Raw genomic sequence first — 21,707 nt, forward strand, 5'->3', positions numbered from 1 at the left:
TTATCCTTTCGTTTTCCATTTTATCATAAAATTTTCCATATCATCTGTCAAGTCACTCGTGTGTATTTGTTTTTCCTTGGTAAAAGGATTGACAAAACTTAGTTGATGACAATGCAAGGCTTGTCTAGTTAGCCCCAAGTCCATGCGGCCACCATAAAGATCATCTCCTAGTAGCGGGAAACCAATATGTGCGAAATGTACCCTAATTTGATGCGTGCGTCCTGTATGTAGTTTAATATCTACCAACTTGACCTCACCAAAATCTTCAACAACCTGATAACTAGTATGAGCATACTTGCCATCTGGATGCACACAACGTGTGATAATGCTATCTTCTGGTCTAGCTATTGGCGCAATAATATCACCTTGACTGGCCAACTCTCCTGAGCCTGAAATTAAGGCATAATAACGTTTTTCAATTGTTTTAGCTTGTAATTGTTTATCCAAACGAGCATGAGCATAACCATGTTTAGCAAAAAGCATTAAACCACTGGTATCCTTATCCAATCGTGTGACAATATGAACCTGACGATTAGGATAATCATTAGCTACATAATAATATTTAACGAAATTAGCCATTGTATTAGAATGAAGCACACTTGGAATACTGGCTACACCATGGGGCTTATTGAGAAGTAAAAAATGTTCATCTTCATAAACAATCGCCAAATCACGCGCCACAGGTTGTAAACTACCCGCTAAATCTTCTTCATTTGGAACCTCAATGGTTACCTTATCTCCAACAGCTAAAACATAGGTGGCATTTTGTTCCACATCATTAACCCAAATATTGCCCCCCTTAAACTTAACTTTAGCTAAAAGAGCCTTTGAAACATCATGCTCCTTCAGTAAACTCTTAACTTGACAGGGACGATGGGCAATAAAATCAAACTTCATCTTCTAACTCTCCGATAAAAGCATCTCGAACACGCTCCCAGAAACTGATGTGACTGTCAGAACCAACAAAATGAATTTTTTTCTGATCTAACTCAAACTCAATCTTAACAACATCCCTATGCTTATAAGTTTTGTTATCTACAGCGATAACATACGTTCCTAAACGTTTGGGAATAATTTCTATTTTTTCTCCTTTAGGAACGATTAAAGGACTGCCTAAGGTACGAAAGACACGATTGTTTAAGCTAGCAATTTCTGTTAATTGTAATGCTTCGATAGTGGGATGTAAAACAGCTCCTCCAAGTGACTTATTATAGGCTGTACTACCCGTTGGAGTCGATACGGATAGACCATCACCACGAAAGCTCTCAAATTTTATTTGATTGACCAAAACATCGGCAACCATGGTCTTTTCCATACGCTTGATGGTCGCTTCATTTAAGGCACGTGAGGTCAACACACGACCATCTGATAACGTCGTTTTAACGCGTAAAATGGGATAAGAGATTTTTTCACCTCGATCTGAACGCAAATCATCTAACAGTTTATTGACTTCAAAATCTCTATAATCCGTATAAAATCCTAAATGGCCTGTATGAATTCCAACAAATCGAATATTGTCCAATGACCGTTCGTACATGTGAAAGGCAGACAATAGCATACCATCGCCACCAATAGAGATAACAACGTCTGGATGACGCTTAGTCAAATAAAAGTCCTGATCATCACGTAAAATATTAAATAATTTATGAGCTATCCCTCGGCTCTGGTAATTGCCATTTGAAATAATAGCTACTTTAATAACCTTATCGGTAAAATTCATCTGTGTCATCACTATTTCCTACACCATCATTAACACGTTTATGAATGGGATCAAATAACAATTGCGCTTCTTTAATCTCATCCCTAATTTTACGCATTTCCTCGTCCAATTTTAATGAAATATCTGCCGTTCTTTTCAAACGTTTTTGTAATTCACTAGGAATATCCCCGCCATACTTGTAATTAAGCGAATGCTCAATGGTTGCCCAAAAGTTCATGGCTAGAGTCCTAATTTGAATTTCTGCTAAGACTGTCTTGGGACCAGTAATGGTATCAACAGGATATTCAACAATCACATGGTAAGAACGATAACCACTTTCTTTTTTATGATTGATATAATCACGCTCAATCACAACTTTCATGTCACCACGTTGTCGTAACAAGGTCAAAACTTCATCAATATCATCCACAAACTGAACCATGATCCGCAACCCTGCAATGTCTTCGATATCTTCTCGAATTCGTTCTAATGGAACATTTCGCCTAACCATTTTTTCCTTAATGCTCTCAACTGATTTGACACGACCTGTAACAAATTCAATTGGAGAATGCTGATTTTGTTTACGGAATTGTTTGCGAATGCCTCTTAATTTAATCTTTAACTCTCCGACTGTCTGAATATAGGGGTCTAAAAAGGCTTCCCAGTCTTTCATTTCCATTACATCAATACCTCCTTTAAGCATCAGAACGTCTTTTATCGAACAAACTACTTCTACCATTATACCATACTTTCTGTCTAAATTTTTTCCTTATATTTTCCTTTTCGTCATCAAATTGCTCATTATCTAGTAAAAACATGATATTTTCTTAACTTTAAGATAAAATATGATTAGATTAATAAACCAAAAGAAAGGAAACCTATGAAACATCTCGAAATTGAATACAAAACCTTGTTAACCAAGGATGAATTTAAACGACTTGATTTATTATTTAGCCATGTGCCTCAAATCACCCAGACCAACTATTATTTTGATACCGCTGATTTTCAACTTAAAAAACATCGACTATCACTTAGAATTAGAACCTTTAGTCAGTCTGCTGAACTAACACTTAAAATTCCCCAAGACGTTGGGAATTTAGAATTTAATGCTGAATTAAGCTTAGAAAAAGCTAAAGAACTCATTCGTACAGGACATTTTCCAATCAATACAGTCACTCAACCTATTTTGGATGCGGGAATTGATTTAAGTAAACTTAATCTACTCGGTAACCTAACAACCATTCGCCGTGAAAGTCAGATTGACATTGGGTTGATTGCCTTAGACAGCAATCGCTATGCCCAAATCAAAGACTATGAATTAGAGTTAGAAGTTAACGATGCTAGTAAAGGAGAAGCTGATTTTCAAGCTTTTTTGAAAAAATATAATATCAACTATAAATTTGCCAAAAGTAAACTTGCTCGTTTTGCAAGCACACTCCCTAAAAATTAAAATAGTTACTTACTGAAATCTTTTGCCATTTTTGATAAAATAAAATGAAGTTTTTTATAAAAGGAGCCTTTTATTGATGTCTGATCACAATCATTTTACAAAAACCGTCAAACTTTTCTCACTTTCCTCTAATATGGAAGTGGCAGAAAAAATTGCCAGTGCTGCCGGTATTCCCTTGAGCAAGGTCTCTTCACGTCAATTTGCTGATGGTGAAATTATGGTTAACATTGAAGAAAGCGTTCGAGGAGCTGACATATATATTATTCAATCAACAAGCTTTCCCGTTAATGATAACTTGTGGGAATTACTGATTATGATTGACGCCTGCCTAAGAGCCAGTGCTAATACTATAAACGTTGTTATTCCTTATTTTGGTTATGCTCGTCAAGATCGCATTGCTTCTTCCCGTGAACCAATTACAGCTAAACTAGTTGCGAATATGCTAGTTAAGGCGGGGGTTAATCGTATCCTTACTCTAGATTTGCACACTGTTCAAGTTCAAGGTTTCTTTGATATTCCCGTAGATAATTTATTAACTACCCCTCTTTTTGCAAAACGTTACATCAATCAACATTTCCCAGCTGATGAAGTCGTTGTTGTTAGTCCAAAAAATTCAGGTATTAAACGTGCTCGCAGTCTAGCAGAATATCTTGATGCCCCAATCGCGATTATCGATTATGCCAAGGATGATGCCAATCGTGAAGAAGGCTACATCATTGGAGATGTGGCTGGTAAACAGGCGATTCTAATTGATGACATCTTGAATACCGGAAAAACCTTAGCTGAAGCTGCTAAAATTGTAGAAGCTGGTGGTGCAACTGCAATTTATGCGGCTGTTAGTCATGCCCACCTAACCAAAACAACCGCAGATGTCTTAAATGCTGCCCCAATCAAAGAAATTATTGCTACAGATTCCATTAAGAGTCAACATCCAAAACCTGAACAGTTGGTTTATATTTCAGCCAGCCAGTTAATCGGAGAAGCGATTATTCGCATTCAAGAACGACAACCACTCAGTCCACTCTTCTCTTACCGTGTTGATGAAAAGGATGCTTAATCATGGTCTATTTTGATAATGCGGCAACCAGTCATTTAACACCGAAAGTGATTGAACGGATGACACAGGTGATGAGCCAGGTTTTTGGAAATCCATCTAGTCTTCATCAAGATGGACGTAAAGCCAATCAACTCCTTCGCCAATGCCGTCAAGAACTAGCTCAAGCTTTAGCAGTTAAGGATAATCAACTAATTTTTACATCTGGTGGAACAGAAAGCAATAACTTGGCGATCAAAGGCTATGCCTTGGCCAATCAAGATAAGGGAAAACACTTAATTACAACAAGTGTTGAACATCACTCCGTCTTACATACCATGAGCTATTTAGAAACATGTGGTTTTGAAGTCACTTACCTAGAACCTATCAATCAAACCATCTCTGCTCAACAAGTAAAAGAAGCCTTGCGACCAGACACCATCTTGGTCAGCATCATGTATGCCAATAATGAAACAGGTGATGTTTATCCAATAGAGGAGATTGGCACACTTTTAACAGAACATCAAGCAGTTTTTCATGTTGATGCCATTCAAGTGATCGGTAAATTATCCGTTCATCCTCAGGAGCTACATATTGATTTATTGTCTGCGTCAGCTCATAAATTTCACGGGCCTAAAGGGTGTGGTTTTCTCTATCACAATACCCTTAAACTAACTCCACTTTTACATGGTGGACAACAAGAAAACAATAGACGTGCAAGCACCGAAAATCTAATAGGCATTGCAGGTATGACCACTGCTTTATTGGACTGTTTAGCAAAAGAAAAGGAAAACTTAGCACAAATCTATGGATTGAAAGCTAGTTTCTTGAAACAACTAGATCAACTAGGTGTTAATTATTATCTTAATCAAGGGGCAAATAGCCTTCCTTACGTCCTTAGCTTAGGTTTTCCAGAAACGAATAATGCTCTCTTATTAACTCAACTCGACTTGGCTGGTTTCTCGCTTTCAGCAGGTTCAGCCTGTACCACTGGTAATATCGAACCAAGCCATGTCTTAGCTAGTTATTACGGCAAGACTTCTCCACGTCTCAAAGAAGTGATTAGAATTAGTTTCTCTGAATATAATACCCTTGCTGAAGTCCTTGCTTTAGCTCAAATCTTAAAGAAAGTGATAAAACATTAGTATGGCATTTAAACAAGAAATTCATCTACCTGATTGTCAATACCGTTATGCAATCAGCCCTAAAATAAAAAAATACACCCTGCGTGACACCACTTTTTTTGAAAATAAAATTGGTCACTACGAACTGACTCGATTGTTAGAAGAAATCCCCAATTCTAATCAAGGTTTCCCACTAAAAATCATCGTCAACAAAGAATTAACAGGTTTCAAATTGACTATTACAGATCAATCTGGTCTTCGTTCTGTTAATATTTTCAAGTCAGAACAACATAAAATTTTTCAAGATAAGTTCTACTTTCTCATGAATAGCTTGGTAGAACGTGGGATTTTTGATAAATTCACAGTCTAAAAGAGCGTTTCGGCGCTTTTTATTAAACTCAAAGCTATTTTATTGAAAAATTCACAAACTTTCATTAAAATAGAATCTAAACTAAATTACATTTCAAAGAAAGCGTATGACATTTATGACTATTGATAAAAGCATCCCAAATGCTACTGCTCGTCGTTTATCTCTTTACTATCGTATCTTCAAACGACTTAATGCAGAAAATATTGAAAAAGTTAACTCTCGTCAAATTGCTGATGCTATTGGCATTGATTCGGCAACCGTTCGTCGTGATTTTTCTTATTTTGGAGAATTAGGGCGACGTGGCTTTGGCTATGACGTCAAAAAACTAATGAACTTCTTTGCTGATATTCTCAACGACCACTCTATCACCAATGTTGTCCTAATTGGCGTTGGAAACCTCGGACGAGCCCTTCTTCATTACCGTTTTCATGAACGCAATAAGATGCAAATTGTTGCAGCCTTTGACACTGCTGAACATGAATTGATTGGTCAGACTACCCCTGATAATATCCCTATTTATGATATTGCTAGTATTAAGGAAAAACTTGAGCATTTAGCCAGTCATACAGCCATTCTAACTGTTCCTAGTGTTAAAGCTCAGGAAGTTGCTGATCTCTTAGTTGAAGCTGGAATAAAAGGCATTTTAAGTTTTTCACCAATAAACCTTAACCTCCCTAAAGATGTCTTTGTTCAATATGTCGATTTGACAAGTGAATTACAGACTCTTCTTTACTTTATGAATCAAGATGACAATGACAATAAACAATAAGCAACCTATTATTGGAATCACTGGTAATCAACGCACGACACTAGATCAAATGACCCCTGACGGTGTCAATATTTCTTATACGGCAACTGGATTTGTTGAGGGGGTGAAAAGAGTTGGCGGCCTCCCTCTTATTCTACCCATTAGTAAACCAGAATATGCTGCCACTTATATCAATCTAATTGATAAACTTATCTTAACTGGCGGTCAAAATGTTCTTCCAGAATTTTATGGAGAGACCATTCAAACAGATGATTGCGATTTTTTACGAGAACGTGACGAATTTGAATTAGCCTTGATTAAGGAAGCCTTAGCTCAAAAAAAACCAATTTTTTCAGTTTGCCGAGGAACTCAGTTGATGAATGTTGCTCTTGGAGGCAACTTGAATCAAACGATTGAAAATCATTGGCAAGATCATCCTTCTGACTACCTTTCTCAAGATATGCAAGTCGATTCAGATAGTATTCTAGCAGAGATCTATGGAAAAACAGCTAGTATCAATTCTTTTCACCATCAAAGTATTAAAGAATTAGCACCAAATCTAAAAGTCATTGCTCGTGATCCTAAGGATGGTACCATTGAAGCAGTTCTTGCGACTGATTGTAATTTTTTGGGAGTTCAATGGCATCCAGAATTGCTTCATAAAAGTCGCCCAGAAGACTTAGCCCTTTTTGATTATGTTGTTAACCGTTTGTAAGTATTCGGTCCTTTTCACGAAAACTGTAGTAACGACGTTGCCCAACAATAATGTGATCGAGTAGAATAATTCCCAAATCTTGACAGGAACGATGAAGTTTTTCTGTAAAACTAATATCACTCTCACTTGGTTGTGGAACACCTGACGGATGATTATGAACGATAATAAGGGAGGTCGCCATTGTTCGACAAGCATAGTGAAGAATTTCTCTTGATTCTGCAATCGAGCGTCTCACTCCTCCTATAAAAACGACTTTTTGCTGAATCACACGATTTTGTGTATCTAAATAGAGTGCCACTAGGTGCTCTTGTTTTTTATCGCCAAATTCCAACATCATTTTTTTAGCAATACGCTCACTGCTTAAAATCTGATGTTCTTTTAAGTATTCTGCTTGAGTGATACGCTTACCTAACTCAATCATTGCCTTCAATTCAATCGCCTTAACTTGCCCAATTCCTGACACTTGCTGCAATTCTTGAATAGATAATTCTTTGAATTCAGCTAAATTATTAAGATTATTGATTATTTTTGTAGCTATCTCAATAACCGATGATTGTTTTGTACCTGTACGTAATAAAATAGCCAATAGTTCTTGATTACTTAGTTGAGCTGCTCCGTCGTTTAATAGACGCTCACGGGGCAAAAAAACATCTTTTCTCAACTTAATCTCATACATCACTTATCTACCTCCTATCTTATTATTCGTAAGAAAAAGCGAGCTTCCTTTTTTGGACGCTCGCTTTTTAAAAATATCATCTATTTTTTCTAGCTTGAATGTTAACCACCTGATCTTTGATTAACTGATAAAAGGTTGCAGCTAGAGGTACTGCTAAAAGCATACCTAGAATACCACCCAAGGCTCCACCTACAGTAATGGATAATAGAACCCACATTCCTGGTAAACCTATAGAGCCACCTACAACTCGAGGGTAAATTAGATTGCCTTCAAACTGTTGCAAAATAATCACAAAGATAAGAAAGAAAATCGCTTGATTCACTGATTGGGTTAAAATTAAAATCGTTCCGACTGTGACCCCGATATAAGCACCTACAACTGGAATAATCGCTGTAAAAGCAATCACAATACCTATAGTTGGAGCATAAGGTAATTTGAAAATCCACATACCAATAGTAGTTAAAGTACCTAAAATCATTGCTTCAAGGGTTTGGCTTACAAAGAAACCACGAAAACGTTTATGTAGAATTTCTCGAACATAATGAAAACTTTTAGCAAAGCGACCTAAATAAGTATCAAGCAAAAGATTTACCTGTCTCGCTAGACTTTCCTTACTTGATAAAACATAAATAGAAAAGATAAGGCTCACAAACAAAGACATCAAACCTGAAGCAAACTTTGTCACAGATGACAGTAAGTTTGATAGTAGGCCTAAAAATTGATTAGAGATTTGTTGACTATAACTAGAAATTTGTTGACTAATGACAACTTCGCCACCTAAATAATCTAAAAGTTTCGTTACCTTATCATTTTGTTGAACTTCCATCAAAATATTTTGAATATCAGATGGTTTAATGGCTAAAAGTCGTTTTAGACTACTAATCAAATCTGGTAAAACAATTGAAAAAATAAAAACAAAGGCCCAAATAAATGTTAAATAGGCGAGCAATAAACTAAGCGCTCGTAACCCCTTAAAAGATTTTTTAAACAGCTTAGTTAACAGTTTTTCATAGCCACTCATAACAATGTTAATCACGTAGGCAATACCTGCACCTGTTATAAAAGGCATCAATGCATTTTTTAGGGTATTGATCAAAGAGGCTCCCACAGACCAGTAAGTCATTATTGCATAGCAACTTGCAAAACTAATAATAATAAAAAGAAAACGTGAACGATTAAATGTCATTTTTTATCCTAAACTTCTCTCTAATAAAATAGCAAAAATAAAGGTGAGAGGTATTCTCCACCTTTATCATTATTATAACATACTGCCGTTAGTTGCGATAACTTGTTTGTACCAATCAAACGATTTTTTCTTGGAACGTTTTAGGCTACCATTTCCTTCATTATCACGATCAACATAGATAAAACCATAGCGTTTTTTCATTTCACCAGTACCGGCAGATACGAGATCGATACAACCCCAAGTCGTGTAGCCCCAGAGTTCCACACCGTCTTGGTTAATGGCATCATTCATCGCCTTAATATGCTCACGCAGGTAGTCAATACGGTAATCATCTGCCACATAGCCTGTTTCATCTGGTGTATCTACTGCTCCCAGACCATTTTCAACGATAAACATCGGTTTTTGATAACGATCCCATATGGTATTAAGGGTAATCCTTAGACCAAGTGGATCAATTTGCCACCCCCACTCTGACTCTGTGAGATAAGGATTTTTGATTGAGGCAAAGATATTACCAGCCGTTTTTTCCTTGACTGCTGGATCTGCTGAAGCTACTCGACTAGAATAATAAGAGAAAGAAATAAAATCAACCGTGTTCTCTTTCAAAAGTAGCAAGTCTTTGGGTTCAATATTGATGTCAATCCCTTTTTGTTCCCACTCTTTTTTGGCATAATTTGGGTACTCACCACGCGCTTGAACATCAATAAAAAAGTAGTTTTCTCTATCTAATTTCAAACTCTCCCACACATCATCTGGATGGGGTGTATTGGGATAATATTGACCTGCCGCTAACATACAACCAACTTTATTTTCTGGTTCAATTTCATGAGCAATCTTAGTCGCTAAGGCTGATGCTACCAATTCATGATGGGCTGCTTGGTATTTGACTTGTTCTTGATTTTCACCATCTTCAAAGTAAAGACCCGCCCCCATAAATGGCGCATGTAAAATCATATTGATTTCATTAAAAGTCAACCAGTATTTGACCAGTCCTTTATAACGTGTGAAAAGAGTACGACACAAGCGTTCGTAAAACGTGATTAACTGACGATTACGCCAGCCACCATATTCTTTAATCAGGTGCATTGGACAGTCAAAGTGAGTAATGGTGACCAAGGGTTCAATCCCATACCGATGACATTCCTTGAACACTTTTTCGTAGAAGTCAAGACCTGCTTCATTTGGTTCTAATTCGTCACCTTTTGGAAAAATGCGTGACCAAGCTATTGACATGCGATAGGTTTTGAAACCCATTTCAGCAAATAAGGCAATATCCTCCTTGTAGCGATGATAAAAATCGATAGATTCTTTTGCAGGATAGAAATAGCTGTCTTCAAAGTCGAACATCTTCTTTTGACCTGCTATGATGGGGAAACGGTCTTTACCGATTGGCACAACATCAACATTAGCTAAGCCACGACCATCAACATCATAAGCTCCTTCACACTGGTTAGCAGCCGTAGCACCACCCCAAAGGAAATTTTTAGGAAATTCTGGATAAATTGTCATCTCATTACTCCTTATAATTGATAAAAGATTAAATTATCTTTTGATATCAAAAAATCAATTGGTTTATAAATACAGAGCTAGTTTTTTAGAAATGATCTCATAGGCTGGCATAGTCAGATGAAGCCCATCTGTTGTCAGATTAGCTGCTAACTGCCCATCCTTATCCAATAATAATGGGTACAAGTCAATAAATTCAACACCTGGTAATTGAGATAAGTCTTGATTTAAAGATTGAATAGCTTGATTAGTTCTAATCTTAACTTTTTCTTGATAGTCTACAGACTCATTGACAGGGAAGATAGAAAGTAGATAAATCTGAACAAAGGGGTTATTAGATTTAATTTGACTAATGATTTGACTGAAACGTTCAATCGTCTCTTGTTTTGGATACTCGCGTCCAATATCATTAGTACCAATAGACAAGAAAACCTTACTAGGCTCTACAGCTAAAACCTGCTCTGCTAAATGTTCTTGTAACCAAACCGTATCTGTTCCAGCAATGCCTCGGTTAATCAAATGATGGTCACGCCCTAAATATTTTTTTAAAGGGAAAAATTCGGTAATCGAATCTCCTGCAAAAACAATGCCGCCTTTTTTCTCTTTCTGATTGTCTTGTATAAAGCCTTGAAAACGTTGCATGATATAATCGTTTAAAGCTTGATTTCCTGTTTCTAACATAAGTTTTCCTCTCCTTAATAAAATCATTAACATGACATCATGTTACTTCTCTATTATACAATATCAAACACTATTAAACAAAATACCCGTTTTATAGTTTTGAAGAAATCTATTGATTGGTGACTAATCTTGGTACAAACTAGCTCCATTGCTGGCAATGACAGTTTTATACCAATAGAATGATTTTTTCTTATAACGTGCTAGGCTACCACTACCATCATCATGACGATCGACATAGATAAAACCATAACGTTTACTTAATTCAGCAGTCGATGCTGACACTAAATCAATTGGGCCCCAAGTGGTATAGCCCAACACATCAACCCCATCTTGTAGAGCTTCTCCAACTTGAATAAGATGTTGTTGTAAATAATCAATACGATAGTCATCCTCAACCGTTGGCCCGTCAGCTCCATCAACCAAAACATCCTTGGCCCCAAGTCCATTTTCTACAATAAAAAGTGGCAACTGATAGCGATCATAAAAATCATTTAAGACCAGACGTAAGCCTATCGGATCAATCTGCCAGCCCCATTCAGATGCTGATAAATAAGGATTGGTAACGCCACCCATGATATTACCTCGACCTGTATTATAATCTTCTGGATTATGGGCCTGAGCCACACTCATGTAGTAAGAGAAGGAAATAAAGTCAACGGTGTGTTGTAGGATTTCTTCATCACCTTCAGCAAACTCAATGCTAATATCATTTTCTTTGAAATAGCGTTTGATGTAATTAGGGTACTTGCCACGCGCATGAACATCACTAAAGAAATAATTATGATTAGCAAATTGACGAACAGCTAATTGATCCAAAGGATTGGCTGTCATCGCATAGGTCGGCATGGCTAGAACCATACAACCAATTTTGAATTCAGGGTTAATCTCATGACCAAGCTTAGTTGCAAGGGCTGACGCTACTAGTTCATGATGAACGGCTTGATACAAATCTTGTTTAGACAGGTTTTCCACAGGCGTCACAATGCCACCAGACATAAATGGCGCGTGAAGCACAGAGTTAATTTCATTAAAGGTCAACCAATATTTTACCTTATCCTTATAGCGCATAAAGACGGTTCGCACATAACGTTCATAAAAAGTAATTAGTTCACGACTAGCCCAACCATTGTAGGTGCGTGCTAGATATAAGGGCGTTTCATAATGTGATAAGGTCACCAAAGGTTCAATACCATATTTGGCCAATTCATCAAAAACCTTATCATAAAAAGCTAAACCAGCTTCGTTTGGCTCTAATTCATCTCCTTTTGGAAAAATACGTGACCAGGCAATAGACATGCGAAAGACCTTAAAACCCATTTCAGCAAAGAGTGCAATATCTTCTTTATAGCGATGATAAAAATCGATTCCCTCAAGTTTGAGATTATCAGACGTTGGGTAGTCAGTAATCCGAGGATTTTTATCTGCTGAATTAGCTGGCACGCCTCCATTTGGTGTGACATCTTGTACAGACAAGCCCTTGCCATCTTGATTGTAAGCTCCTTCAAGCTGATTGGCTGCTGTTGCCCCACCCCATAAAAAGTTTTTTGGAAAAATTGACTGTGTCATTTCTTACCCTCCTATGTCTTTTTACTAATAATATAGTCTATTTTCATAGATTTTTCCGACACTATCCTGCGAAAAACTGATACTTTTGTCTGATTTTGTTATAATAGAAAAAAAATAAAAAGGGTCATCTAATATGAGTAATAATCCACTACCTTACCAATTTCAACAAATCCATGTCCAAAATGGACGTCCTGATATTCTTTTTCATTGGCATCCTGAACTAGAAATCCACTATGTGCATGAGGGAACTGCCCGTTATCATATTGATTATGATTATTTCAATAGCCAAGCTGGTGATATTATCCTAATCCGTCCCAATGGTATGCACTCTATTCATCCATTGGCTCAAAAGGAACATCTGACGGCTGTCTTTAATTGCCATCTTGATATGCTTGGGGCTTCCATGGTTGATTTGGTGAGCTTACGCTATTTACAACCCTTACAAAATAGCCAGTATAAATTGACACCTTGTATCAAGCCTGATATGTCTGGCTACCAAGACATCAAAACTTGTTTGTTTATAATTTTTCAGCTAGTGGAGAAGAAAGAGCGACATTTTGAGATTTTACTCAAATCAAAATTACAAGAACTCATCTATTATCTCTTTTATTATCGCTATGTCGTGCGTAAGCAAAGTAACGACATTTACCGTAAAAATGAAAAAATTCGTGAGTTAATTGACTACATCAATCACAACTATCATACTCCCTTGAGCATTGATACGCTTGCCCAACAGATGGGCTATAGCAAGACGCATTTTATGGCTCTTTTCAAGGAGCATACAGGAACTACCTGCACTGATTTTATCATTCAGGTTAGGCTTAATAAGGCTTGTGAACGTTTAGTTGACACGACTGATTCGATTCTTGAGATTGCTCAGCAAGTCGGCTTTAATAACCTTTCCAACTTTAATCGACAATTCAAAGCCTATCATCAAGTCACACCTAGCCAATATCGAAAAAATCAACTCATCAAAAACGCTTAGACTAAACCTAAGCGTTTTTGGATACATCTAAGCCATAAATTAAGGTGGTGATTTGATGACCTCTAAGACTGGTCGTGTTCTCAAGAGTTTCTTCCAAATTCATGCCAATGGCCTCTAGCACAGCTCGACTAGCCTGATTGTCTTGGTTACAACTTGCTTTCAAATAATTAACCGTCGGCATGCTTACCGCCAAATCTCTTAGGGCAGCAAGCGTTTCTCTAGCATAGCCTTGATGGTGATAATGACGATTTAAGGTAATTCCAATCTCTGCTTTCGTGCTTGTGTCGTCCAAGCGAATGCTAGAATTACCAATAATTTTACCTTCACTCAGCAGTTCAATACCATAACGACCCAAGGGAGTTTTGAGATTCCACAGGACTAATTCTTCTAAACTCTCTTCTTTGGTGCGACTGGCCATATAACTATATTTTAACAAATCGTCATCCATATTAAATTCATGATAATCTTCTGCATCAGCTAGGGAAAGTGGACGCAAACGCAGTCGTTGTGTTTCAATAATCTGATGTTCAGCCAAAATAAGCCAAGGACTTTTACTCATCTTAACACCTCCTATCTTTATTATAGCACTTAGTTGCTTTTTTTGATAAAAAAACGTAAGATGAGATTATGAAAAGATTGAACGCTCTCGCCCTTTATCGCGACAAACAAACATTGGCCTTTTGGCAAGACATTCAAACTTATTTTGATGATTTGTTACAACTGACTATTTCTAGTCTTGATGACTTTACGCAAAACATAACTAACACTCATCAAGCCATTTTCAGCACAAGCACAGTTGAAACTGAACTGCCTTTGCTTATACTAAATTCTGCTGAACACCCTTGGCAAATCGCAAGGCAAATTCGCCAATTTATTGACAAGCAAACGCAAGAGCTATTGCATTATCTGCCCCTACGACTAACGATTTTTGATGAAAAAGGACAGGTGCTATACAGTAATGGGCAACCTGACGGTAGTTTTTTCTTTGCAGATGATGTGGAGCAATTGGAATCTTGGATCTTATCAGACATCAAGACCAGCCAAACGGATAGCCTTCATCTGCCAATTCCCCTAGATAGTTTCAACCAACGGTTGATTCAAACTTATCAAGCCCTCTATGATGACCAAAAAAAACTACGAGGCATCTTCCAATACACCCAAGATATTTCACCACTTCTAAAAGCCTACTTAGATGATAGCGGACAAGCACTGGTCGGATGGTCTGATGTGACATCTGGAGCCTCTATTTCTAACCAAGATGATAATTAAATAAGGAAAAAATATGTTAATCAAGGAACTTTGTACCGAAACGGTAGAAAATCTTTTGGAGTTAAGCCCCCATCAAGTAGCGCGTGTCGAGTTGTGCCAACATTTAGCCATTGGTGGTGTCACGCCTTCTGCTCAAACTATTGAACATGCTGCTAAAATTCTACACAGCAAGGGGATTGCATTAGCCACCATGATTCGACCGCGTGGGGGAAATTTTGTCTATACTCAAGAAGAGATAGAGCTGATGAGAACTGATATTTTGAAAGCAATCAAGTTAGGAAGTGACGCTTTAGTCATGGGATTACTAACTCAAGACAATCGACTTGATTGCCTAGCCATTGAATCCTTGCTCCCAAGCACTCAAAGATTGCCCCTGGTTTTTCACATGGCCTTTGACCTTATTCCTAAAGCAGAGCAGTTTCAAGCCTTAGAACAACTGATTGATTATGGCTTTACTCGTGTCTTAGTGCATGGTTCAGCCAATCTTAGACAGCCAATTACTGATAATATTAATCATCTCAAATCTTTAGTTGATTATGCCAATAATAGAATTGAAATCATGATTGGGGGTGGCGTCACTGCTCAAAACTGTCATAGCTTAGCTTCACAAATTGGGACACCTATCGTTCATGGCACAAAAATCATCTAAATCTTATCTTAACTATCATATCTGATAATAATAAAGCACCTAGAATAGCTATTCTAGGTGCTTTATTTATTCTTTATCTTGATGATTTTTTGCCAAACGTAATTGGCGATTAGGATTAAGGGTATTAAACAGTTCTTCTAGTTTCTCAGTCGTCCAAATATCTGCTGCTGAGATAAATTGACCTTCCTCATTCTTGAAAGATATTGGCTTATCACCCATAATCATCCTCCTTTTTAATCCACAAATTCAAACTCAAAATTACCAATACGAACAATGTCGCCATCTTTAGCACCACGCTCACGAAGGGCTTCATCAACCCCCATACCACGCAACTGACGAGCAAATTTCATAATTGACTCATCACGTTCCATATTGGTCATGACAAAAAGTTTCTCTAACTTCTCACCAGATAGAACCCAAGCGGCGTCATCATCACGAGAAATGTCAAAGGCTTTTTCTTCACCATTGAAGCCATAATAAACTTCTTCTTCCAAATCAGCCTCTTCATAAAGCAGAAATTCATCAGTTTGATTTAGTAATTCTGCCGTAGCTTCCAATAGATTATCCAAGCCTTGATGGGCAATACTAGAAATCGGGAAAATCAGTGGTAGTTCATCAAACTCGTCATAAGTAGCAGCTAATTTTTCACGAAAAATCGCTAAATTTTCTTCAGATTCTGGCATATCCATCTTGTTGGCAACGATAATCTGTGGCCGTTCCATCAAACGTAAGTTATAAGTTTCCAATTCATGATTGATGGCCAAGTAATCTTCGTAAGGGTCACGCCCCTCGCTTGCTGACATATCGATGACATGCAAAATAACACGAGTTCGTTCAATATGGCGAAGAAACTGGGTACCAAGACCGACACCTTGACTGGCTCCTTCAATCAGACCTGGTAAATCAGCCATGGCAAAACCATCGCCAGATTTGGTTCTCACCATTCCTAAATTAGGCACAATGGTTGTAAAATGATAAGCCCCAATCTTAGGTTTGGCTGCCGTGACCACGCTTAAAAGGGTTGATTTCCCAACTGACGGAAACCCTACTAAACCAACGTCAGCTAGGATTTTCAACTCAAGAGCCAGTTCGCGTTCTTCACCTGGTTCACCATTTTCAGCAATTTCTGGAGCAGGATTGCGAGGGGTTGCAAAACGAATATTACCACGACCACCACGACCACCTTTGGCAATGATAAATTCTTGACCATGTTCCACCAAATCCGTAATCACTTTGCCAGTTTGAGCATCACGTACCGTTGTGCCTTGAGGCACACGAACATAAAGGTCTTCTGCCCCACGTCCGTGCATGCCCTTAGTCATGCCTTTTTCGCCAGATTTAGCCTTAAATTTCCGATTGTAACGAAAATCCATCAGGGTGCGTAAGCCCTCATCAACGATGAAAATAACATCGCCACCACGGCCACCATCACCACCCCAAGGACCACCATTTGGGACATATTTTTCACGACGAAAGGCCACCATACCATCACCACCACGACCTGCCTTAACGCTGATTTTGGCAGTATCTAAAAACATACTCATTTATTTCTCCTATACAAAAAAAGAGGGACAAAACATCACTTGGTCAATTTGTCACCCTTTGTTCAAACAAGCCTAGATAAACTAGGCTGAAATTGCACTAATAGCTGTCAATACAGCAGCACCAATTGTAATCAAAAGCATGATAACAACGACAACCAATGTGATTTTTTCAAAAAGCGTTTTTTTTCTTACTTCATTATCGCCAAAAGCCATAATTTCTCACCTTTTCTTAATTTACTCTTTAACTATCCTATCATGAATGACACTTTTTTTCAAGCCTTACCCAACGCTTTCTTAATTGAGATTTCTACCAAATTATGCTATATTAAGCCTATCACATAAAAGGAGATGCTTATGACACTAGCAAATTTTGATCAATTACTCGAAAAATATGCAAAATTACTAATCGCAAAAGGAGTCAATGTTCAAAAAGGACATACCCTTTGTTTAACCATTGATGTCCGTCAATACGAGTTGGCTCGTCTATTGACAAAGGAAGCTTATGCCAAAGGAGCAAGTGAGGTCATTGTTGACTTTACTGATGAAGCCATTACTCGAGAACGTTATTTACATGCCGATGAAGAACGCTTGACGACTATCCCACAATACCTAGTGGATAAATCTAACTACTTTTTAGACAAAAAGGCTAGTCGTTTAGTTGTTCTATCAAATAACCCAAGTGCCTATGCTAGTGTAGATTCAACACGTCTAGCAGCCGCCACTAAAGCCATCAATACCGCTCTTGAAAAACAACGAATTGCTACTCAAGCTAATAAAATTAGCTGGAACTTAGCTGCAGCTTCTAGTCCTGAATGGGCTGCAATGGTCTTTCCTAATCTGGAAACTCGTGAAGAACAAGTGGATGCCCTTTGGGATGCTATCTTTAAGATGAATCGTATCTATGAAGCAGACCCAGTTAAGGCTTGGGATGAGCATGAAGCTAAATTAACAGAAAAAGCAAAAATCCTTAATGACATGCAGTTTGACGCCCTTCACTATCTTGCACCAGGTACAGATTTAACCCTTGGTATGCCAAAAAATCACATTTGGGAAGCTGCGGGTAGTTTCAATGCTCAAGGTGAAAAGTTCATTGCCAACATGCCAACTGAAGAAATCTTTACTGCTCCAGATTATCGTCGTGCTGATGGGGTTGTCACTAGCACCAAACCATTGAGTTATGCCGGAGTCGTCATTGAGAACATGACCTTCACTTTCAAGGATGGTCAAATTGTTGATGTCAAGGCAGAAAAAGGTGAAGAAACCCTTAAACGCCTCATTGAAGAAAATGATGGAGCTCGTTCTCTTGGGGAAGTTGCCCTAGTCCCACATAAAACGCCAATTTCTCTCTCTGGATTAACTTTCTTTAATACCCTTTTTGATGAAAATGCTTCAAATCATTTGGCCATCGGTTCAGCCTATGCTCACAGTGTTGAAGGTGGAGTTGACATGACCCAAGATGAGCTGAAAACTGCTGGTCTTAACCGTTCAACAACACATGTGGACTTTATGATTGGTTCTGAGAAGATGGATATTGATGGGATTACAGCTGACGGTCAGCGTGTCCCAATCTTCCGTGGTGGCGAATGGGCTATCTAACACAAAGATTAGAAAGATAAGAATATTATGATTCAAGCAATTATTGTTGGGACTATTATTGGGGGACTGGCTGGTTTGATTACCAAACGTAACCATCGTATCGGATGTCTAACTCGCATTATAGTCGGTTTAATTGGTGCTAGTCTAGGTCAATGGCTTTTAGGCGACTGGGGGCCATATCTTGCTGGACGACCAATCTTTCCAGCAATTCTTGGTGCCGTGATTATTCTAAGTATCTTTATTCCTAAGGATAATCGCTAACCAAAAAGGTCGATGTTAAGAGGCATTGACCTTTTTTATGACAAAATAAAAAACTAGGATAATTCATCCTAGTTTTTTAATCTTCAACCAATTGAATATCTGCTCCTAGAGCTGTCAATTTTTCAATAATATTAGAATAACCTCGCAAAATAAATTCAATATTGGTAATTTCTGTTTTTCCTTGAGCCATCAAACCAGCCGTTACCAATGCCGCACCCGCTCGCAAATCCGTTGCCTTAACTGCTGCACCCGTTAGTTGATTTGGGGCATTGTAAACTGTTTTTCCACCAACAACTGAAATATCTGCACCCATACGTGCTAACTCAGCCACATGATTAACTCGTTTTTCATAAATCGTATCAATAATGCTACCACGACCTTGAGTTGTTAAAAGTAAAGGAGTGATTGGTTGCTGCAAATCGGTCGCAAAACCTGGATACGGCGATGTCTTAACTGACACTGCTTTGAGATTATCTTGTTTTTCAACAAAGACACTATCTTCATCAATGGTCATTCGCACACCCATTTCTTCCAGTTTAGCAATAAAACTTTCCAAATGTTCATATAAAACATTTGTGACACGAATACCTTGACCAATAGCTGCTGCCATAGCAATGTAGGTTCCTGCCTCAATGCGATCTGGAATAACCTGATGACGTGTGCCATGTAGGTGTTTAACACCTTCAATGGTTATGACATCTGTACCTGCCCCACGGATATTAGCCCCCATATTATTTAACAACGTTGCCACATCAATAATCTCAGGTTCACGCGCTGCATTTTCAATAACAGTCTTCCCCTGAGCCTTAGCTGCTGCAATCATGGTATTGATGGTTGCTCCAACACTCACTGTATCCATGTAGATATGAGCTCCCTGAAGTGGACTACCATCTGTCGCCAAACGCATAGACTCACCTTCATAAGAAACCTTAGCTCCCATGGCTTCAAAAGCCTTCAAATGAAGATCAATCGGACGAGGACCCAAGTCACAACCACCTGGCAAGCCAACTGTGGCTTCTGCAAAACGACCTAACAAACTCCCATAAAAATAATAAGAGGCACGCAAGCTGTTGATTTTACCATAAGGTAGAGGGATATTTTTAACACCTCGTGGGTCAATTTCAAGGGTTTCACCATCACGTTTAACCACACAGCCCATAATCTCAATAATTTCTACTAAACTGTCAACATCACTAATGGCTGGCACACCATCCAAAGTGACAATATCATCTGCTAAAATAATAGCTGGAATTAAGGCCACCACACTATTTTTGGCACCAGAAACCGCTACTTCTCCACTTAGAAGTTTACCACCATTGATTACAATCTTACGCATACGTTCTATTCTTTCTTAACACTATATTCAACTTTACTAGTTTATCACATTTCACTAATTTTTACAAATGATTTATCCAAAATAAAAGGAGGTTCTATACCTCCTTGTTTTATTTACTGAAAATAATTCTGCAAAGCTTGAACCTTATCTAAACGCTCCCATGGTAGCTCAATATCTGTTCGTCCCATGTGACCATAGGCAGCCGTTTGACGATAAATAGGACGCTTCAAATCCAACATCTTGATAATGCCTGCTGGTCGTAAATCAAACAGTTGACGTACGGCTTCTTGCAGTTTTTCTTCAGACATTTGGCTAGTTCCAAAAGTGTCTAAACGTATCGAAACAGGTTTTGCCACACCGATAGCATAGGCCAGTTGAACTTCTACTTTTTTAGCCAAACCTGCTGCAACAATATTTTTTGCAATATAACGAGCTGCGTAAGAAGCAGAGCGGTCAACCTTTGTTGCATCCTTGCCTGAAAAAGCACCACCACCATGACGAGCATAACCACCGTAAGTATCCACAATAATCTTACGACCGGTTAAGCCCGAATCTCCTTGAGGGCCTCCAATAACAAATCGGCCTGTTGGATTAACCAAATAGTTAGTTTTATCGTCTAAATAATGAGCTGGAATTACTGCTCTAATGACCTTATCAATGACATCTTTGGCAATCTGGTCTTGACTGACGTCTGGATCATGTTGTGTTGAAATCACCACAGTATCTACTCGGATTGGTTGATCATTTTCATCATACTCAACCGTTACTTGACTTTTGGCATCTGGTCTTAGGTAACTCAACTGACCTGACTTCCGTAAATCAGCCAATTTTTTAACCAATTGATGAGAAAGAGAAATCGGTAAGGGCATGAATTCTGGTGTTTCATCAATGGCAAAGCCAAACATCAAACCTTGATCCCCTGCGCCAATTCGATCCAGGGCATCTTCTTGACCTTGACGAGCCTCTAAGGCTTCATTAACACCTTGGGCAATATCTGGAGATTGTTCAACCAATGACGGATGCACGCCAACCGTTTCAGCTGAAAAACCATACTCCGTCTTGGTGTAGCCAATCTCTGCAATGGTATCACGAACAATGCGATTGATATCAACATAAGCTGATGTCGTAACTTCACCAAAAACATGAACAGATCCTGTATAAACAACCGTTTCGGCTGCTACATGAGCATCTGGATCTTTTGCTAAAATCGCATCCAAGATAGCGTCTGAAATTTGATCAGCAATCTTATCAGGATGTCCCTCAGATACTGATTCAGAAGTGAATAGTTTACGTTCTGACATAAAAATGTCCCC

25 protein-coding genes are annotated in these 21,707 nt (G+C 38.2%); 11 read left to right on the plus strand and 14 right to left on the minus strand.

Annotated elements, in window-relative coordinates; all coding sequences use genetic code 11:
- The 3 genes from FRX52_RS02080 to FRX52_RS02090 are packed head-to-tail and all read right to left on the minus strand — an operon-like array spanning window position 1 to window position 2,372.
- Window positions 1-897: an RluA family pseudouridine synthase gene (locus tag FRX52_RS02080; protein WP_146538329.1), complete on the minus strand. Its 897-nt coding sequence runs from the start codon at window positions 895-897 to the stop codon at window positions 1-3.
- Complete coding sequence (locus FRX52_RS02085) at window positions 887-1,729, minus strand: NAD kinase (RefSeq protein ID WP_146495437.1); 843 nt, start codon at window positions 1,727-1,729, stop codon at window positions 887-889. The genes FRX52_RS02080 and FRX52_RS02085 overlap by 11 nt, the downstream gene beginning before the upstream one ends.
- Entirely contained in the window at window positions 1,704-2,372 is a 669-nt protein-coding gene (locus FRX52_RS02090) for a GTP pyrophosphokinase family protein (RefSeq protein WP_398586889.1), read from the minus strand. The genes FRX52_RS02085 and FRX52_RS02090 overlap by 26 nt, the downstream gene beginning before the upstream one ends.
- A 207-nt stretch (window positions 2,373-2,579) precedes the next feature.
- Between FRX52_RS02090 and FRX52_RS02095 the strand changes: the two genes are divergently transcribed.
- The 6 genes from FRX52_RS02095 (at window position 2,580) to FRX52_RS02120 (ending at window position 7,139) form a co-directional block, all read left to right on the plus strand.
- Entirely contained in the window at window positions 2,580-3,149 is a 570-nt protein-coding gene (locus tag FRX52_RS02095) for a CYTH domain-containing protein (RefSeq protein WP_146538330.1), read from the plus strand.
- A 76-nt stretch (window positions 3,150-3,225) separates the two neighbouring features.
- Complete coding sequence (locus FRX52_RS02100; RefSeq protein WP_146538331.1) at window positions 3,226-4,206, plus strand: ribose-phosphate diphosphokinase; 981 nt, start codon at window positions 3,226-3,228, stop codon at window positions 4,204-4,206.
- Between the two features lie 2 nt (window positions 4,207-4,208).
- Window positions 4,209-5,327, plus strand: a complete 1,119-nt coding sequence (locus FRX52_RS02105; RefSeq protein ID WP_146538332.1) for a cysteine desulfurase family protein — start codon at window positions 4,209-4,211, stop codon at window positions 5,325-5,327.
- 1 nt (window position 5,328) lies between these two features.
- The gene (locus FRX52_RS02110) at window positions 5,329-5,676 is read left to right on the plus strand and encodes a DUF1831 domain-containing protein (RefSeq protein ID WP_146538333.1); all 348 of its coding nucleotides are present in this window, start codon (window positions 5,329-5,331) and stop codon (window positions 5,674-5,676) included.
- A gap of 115 nt (window positions 5,677-5,791) precedes the next feature.
- Complete coding sequence (locus FRX52_RS02115; RefSeq protein ID WP_146495546.1) at window positions 5,792-6,445, plus strand: redox-sensing transcriptional repressor Rex; 654 nt, start codon at window positions 5,792-5,794, stop codon at window positions 6,443-6,445.
- Entirely contained in the window at window positions 6,429-7,139 is a 711-nt protein-coding gene (locus FRX52_RS02120; protein ID WP_146538334.1) for a gamma-glutamyl-gamma-aminobutyrate hydrolase family protein, read from the plus strand. Before FRX52_RS02115 ends, FRX52_RS02120 begins: the two co-directional genes overlap by 17 nt.
- On the opposite strand, the gene radC is transcribed toward FRX52_RS02120, so the two are convergent.
- The 5 genes from radC to FRX52_RS02145 all read right to left on the minus strand — a co-directional run bounded on the left by radC (window position 7,126) and on the right by FRX52_RS02145 (window position 12,754).
- Window positions 7,126-7,815 (minus strand): DNA repair protein RadC, encoded by a 690-nt coding sequence (radC, locus tag FRX52_RS02125; RefSeq protein WP_146538335.1) that lies wholly within the window; start codon window positions 7,813-7,815, stop codon window positions 7,126-7,128. The two genes, FRX52_RS02120 and radC, sit on opposite strands and share 14 nt — an antisense overlap.
- A gap of 76 nt (window positions 7,816-7,891) precedes the next feature.
- Entirely contained in the window at window positions 7,892-9,001 is a 1,110-nt protein-coding gene (locus FRX52_RS02130; RefSeq protein WP_146538336.1) for an AI-2E family transporter, read from the minus strand.
- 72 nt (window positions 9,002-9,073) lie between these two features.
- Window positions 9,074-10,510 (minus strand): 6-phospho-beta-glucosidase, encoded by a 1,437-nt coding sequence (locus FRX52_RS02135; protein ID WP_146538337.1) that lies wholly within the window; start codon window positions 10,508-10,510, stop codon window positions 9,074-9,076.
- A 63-nt stretch (window positions 10,511-10,573) separates the two neighbouring features.
- The gene (locus FRX52_RS02140) at window positions 10,574-11,215 is read right to left on the minus strand and encodes an SGNH/GDSL hydrolase family protein (RefSeq protein ID WP_398586890.1); all 642 of its coding nucleotides are present in this window, start codon (window positions 11,213-11,215) and stop codon (window positions 10,574-10,576) included.
- A gap of 96 nt (window positions 11,216-11,311) precedes the next feature.
- Window positions 11,312-12,754, minus strand: a complete 1,443-nt coding sequence (locus tag FRX52_RS02145; RefSeq protein WP_146538338.1) for a glycoside hydrolase family 1 protein — start codon at window positions 12,752-12,754, stop codon at window positions 11,312-11,314.
- Window positions 12,755-12,887: 133 nt separating this feature from the next.
- Between FRX52_RS02145 and FRX52_RS02150 the strand changes: the two genes are divergently transcribed.
- Window positions 12,888-13,739, plus strand: coding sequence for an AraC family transcriptional regulator (locus FRX52_RS02150; RefSeq protein WP_146538339.1), 852 nt, complete (start codon window positions 12,888-12,890; stop codon window positions 13,737-13,739).
- Between the two features lie 7 nt (window positions 13,740-13,746).
- On the opposite strand, the gene FRX52_RS02155 is transcribed toward FRX52_RS02150, so the two are convergent.
- Entirely contained in the window at window positions 13,747-14,298 is a 552-nt protein-coding gene (locus tag FRX52_RS02155; RefSeq protein ID WP_146538340.1) for a GNAT family N-acetyltransferase, read from the minus strand.
- Window positions 14,299-14,366: 68 nt separating this feature from the next.
- On the opposite strand from FRX52_RS02155, the gene FRX52_RS05515 reads away from it, so the two are divergent.
- Complete coding sequence (locus FRX52_RS05515) at window positions 14,367-15,008, plus strand: hypothetical protein (protein ID WP_261378945.1); 642 nt, start codon at window positions 14,367-14,369, stop codon at window positions 15,006-15,008.
- Between the two features lie 13 nt (window positions 15,009-15,021).
- Complete coding sequence (locus tag FRX52_RS02165; RefSeq protein WP_146538341.1) at window positions 15,022-15,657, plus strand: copper homeostasis protein CutC; 636 nt, start codon at window positions 15,022-15,024, stop codon at window positions 15,655-15,657.
- Between the two features lie 66 nt (window positions 15,658-15,723).
- Here the strand turns inward: FRX52_RS02165 and FRX52_RS05465 are convergent, their stop codons facing one another.
- The 3 genes from FRX52_RS05465 to FRX52_RS02175 all read right to left on the minus strand — a co-directional run bounded on the left by FRX52_RS05465 (window position 15,724) and on the right by FRX52_RS02175 (window position 17,414).
- A complete protein-coding gene (locus FRX52_RS05465; RefSeq protein ID WP_186603316.1) occupies window positions 15,724-15,876 on the minus strand; it encodes a hypothetical protein in 153 nt (50 codons plus the stop codon).
- Between the two features lie 14 nt (window positions 15,877-15,890).
- Window positions 15,891-17,201, minus strand: coding sequence for a GTPase ObgE (gene obgE, locus FRX52_RS02170; RefSeq protein WP_146538342.1), 1,311 nt, complete (start codon window positions 17,199-17,201; stop codon window positions 15,891-15,893).
- An 81-nt stretch (window positions 17,202-17,282) separates the two neighbouring features.
- Window positions 17,283-17,414 (minus strand): DUF4044 domain-containing protein, encoded by a 132-nt coding sequence (locus FRX52_RS02175; protein ID WP_146460595.1) that lies wholly within the window; start codon window positions 17,412-17,414, stop codon window positions 17,283-17,285.
- Window positions 17,415-17,555: 141 nt separating this feature from the next.
- Here FRX52_RS02175 and FRX52_RS02180 point away from each other — a divergent pair, with 141 nt between their 5' ends.
- Both FRX52_RS02180 and FRX52_RS02185 read left to right on the plus strand, forming a co-directional pair.
- On the plus strand, window positions 17,556-18,797 hold the full coding sequence (locus tag FRX52_RS02180; RefSeq protein WP_146538343.1) for an aminopeptidase: 1,242 nt from the start codon (window positions 17,556-17,558) through the stop codon (window positions 18,795-18,797).
- A 27-nt stretch (window positions 18,798-18,824) separates the two neighbouring features.
- Window positions 18,825-19,058: a GlsB/YeaQ/YmgE family stress response membrane protein gene (locus tag FRX52_RS02185; RefSeq protein ID WP_146495472.1), complete on the plus strand. Its 234-nt coding sequence runs from the start codon at window positions 18,825-18,827 to the stop codon at window positions 19,056-19,058.
- A gap of 76 nt (window positions 19,059-19,134) precedes the next feature.
- Here FRX52_RS02185 and FRX52_RS02190 read toward each other — a convergent pair whose 3' ends face one another.
- Window positions 19,135-20,394 (minus strand): UDP-N-acetylglucosamine 1-carboxyvinyltransferase, encoded by a 1,260-nt coding sequence (locus tag FRX52_RS02190; RefSeq protein ID WP_146538344.1) that lies wholly within the window; start codon window positions 20,392-20,394, stop codon window positions 19,135-19,137.
- 113 nt (window positions 20,395-20,507) lie between these two features.
- A complete protein-coding gene (gene metK, locus FRX52_RS02195; protein ID WP_146538345.1) occupies window positions 20,508-21,695 on the minus strand; it encodes a methionine adenosyltransferase in 1,188 nt (395 codons plus the stop codon).
- Window positions 21,696-21,707 lie beyond the last annotated feature (12 nt).

Origin of the sequence: Streptococcus sp. sy018 (genome assembly GCF_007859185.1) — a bacterium.
Classification (GTDB): Bacteria; Bacillota; Bacilli; order Lactobacillales; family Streptococcaceae; genus Streptococcus.

Coding starts and splice junctions, on each gene's coding strand:
- FRX52_RS02080 (WP_146538329.1), bottom strand. CDS start 897: ATGAAGTTTGATTTTATTGCCCATCGTCCCTGTCAAGTTAAGAGTTTA.
- FRX52_RS02085 (WP_146495437.1), bottom strand. CDS start 1,729: ATGACACAGATGAATTTTACCGATAAGGTTATTAAAGTAGCTATTATT.
- FRX52_RS02090 (WP_398586889.1), bottom strand. CDS start 2,372: ATGAAAGACTGGGAAGCCTTTTTAGACCCCTATATTCAGACAGTCGGA.
- FRX52_RS02095 (WP_146538330.1), top strand. CDS start 2,580: ATGAAACATCTCGAAATTGAATACAAAACCTTGTTAACCAAGGATGAA.
- FRX52_RS02100 (WP_146538331.1), top strand. CDS start 3,226: ATGTCTGATCACAATCATTTTACAAAAACCGTCAAACTTTTCTCACTT.
- FRX52_RS02105 (WP_146538332.1), top strand. CDS start 4,209: ATGGTCTATTTTGATAATGCGGCAACCAGTCATTTAACACCGAAAGTG.
- FRX52_RS02110 (WP_146538333.1), top strand. CDS start 5,329: ATGGCATTTAAACAAGAAATTCATCTACCTGATTGTCAATACCGTTAT.
- FRX52_RS02115 (WP_146495546.1), top strand. CDS start 5,792: ATGACTATTGATAAAAGCATCCCAAATGCTACTGCTCGTCGTTTATCT.
- FRX52_RS02120 (WP_146538334.1), top strand. CDS start 6,429: ATGACAATAAACAATAAGCAACCTATTATTGGAATCACTGGTAATCAA.
- radC (WP_146538335.1), bottom strand. CDS start 7,815: ATGTATGAGATTAAGTTGAGAAAAGATGTTTTTTTGCCCCGTGAGCGT.
- FRX52_RS02130 (WP_146538336.1), bottom strand. CDS start 9,001: ATGACATTTAATCGTTCACGTTTTCTTTTTATTATTATTAGTTTTGCA.
- FRX52_RS02135 (WP_146538337.1), bottom strand. CDS start 10,510: ATGACAATTTATCCAGAATTTCCTAAAAATTTCCTTTGGGGTGGTGCT.
- FRX52_RS02140 (WP_398586890.1), bottom strand. CDS start 11,215: ATGATTTTATTAAGGAGAGGAAAACTTATGTTAGAAACAGGAAATCAA.
- FRX52_RS02145 (WP_146538338.1), bottom strand. CDS start 12,754: ATGACACAGTCAATTTTTCCAAAAAACTTTTTATGGGGTGGGGCAACA.
- FRX52_RS02150 (WP_146538339.1), top strand. CDS start 12,888: ATGAGTAATAATCCACTACCTTACCAATTTCAACAAATCCATGTCCAA.
- FRX52_RS02155 (WP_146538340.1), bottom strand. CDS start 14,298: ATGAGTAAAAGTCCTTGGCTTATTTTGGCTGAACATCAGATTATTGAA.
- FRX52_RS05515 (WP_261378945.1), top strand. CDS start 14,367: ATGAAAAGATTGAACGCTCTCGCCCTTTATCGCGACAAACAAACATTG.
- FRX52_RS02165 (WP_146538341.1), top strand. CDS start 15,022: ATGTTAATCAAGGAACTTTGTACCGAAACGGTAGAAAATCTTTTGGAG.
- FRX52_RS05465 (WP_186603316.1), bottom strand. CDS start 15,876: ATGGGTGATAAGCCAATATCTTTCAAGAATGAGGAAGGTCAATTTATC.
- obgE (WP_146538342.1), bottom strand. CDS start 17,201: ATGAGTATGTTTTTAGATACTGCCAAAATCAGCGTTAAGGCAGGTCGT.
- FRX52_RS02175 (WP_146460595.1), bottom strand. CDS start 17,414: ATGGCTTTTGGCGATAATGAAGTAAGAAAAAAAACGCTTTTTGAAAAA.
- FRX52_RS02180 (WP_146538343.1), top strand. CDS start 17,556: ATGACACTAGCAAATTTTGATCAATTACTCGAAAAATATGCAAAATTA.
- FRX52_RS02185 (WP_146495472.1), top strand. CDS start 18,825: ATGATTCAAGCAATTATTGTTGGGACTATTATTGGGGGACTGGCTGGT.
- FRX52_RS02190 (WP_146538344.1), bottom strand. CDS start 20,394: ATGCGTAAGATTGTAATCAATGGTGGTAAACTTCTAAGTGGAGAAGTA.
- metK (WP_146538345.1), bottom strand. CDS start 21,695: ATGTCAGAACGTAAACTATTCACTTCTGAATCAGTATCTGAGGGACAT.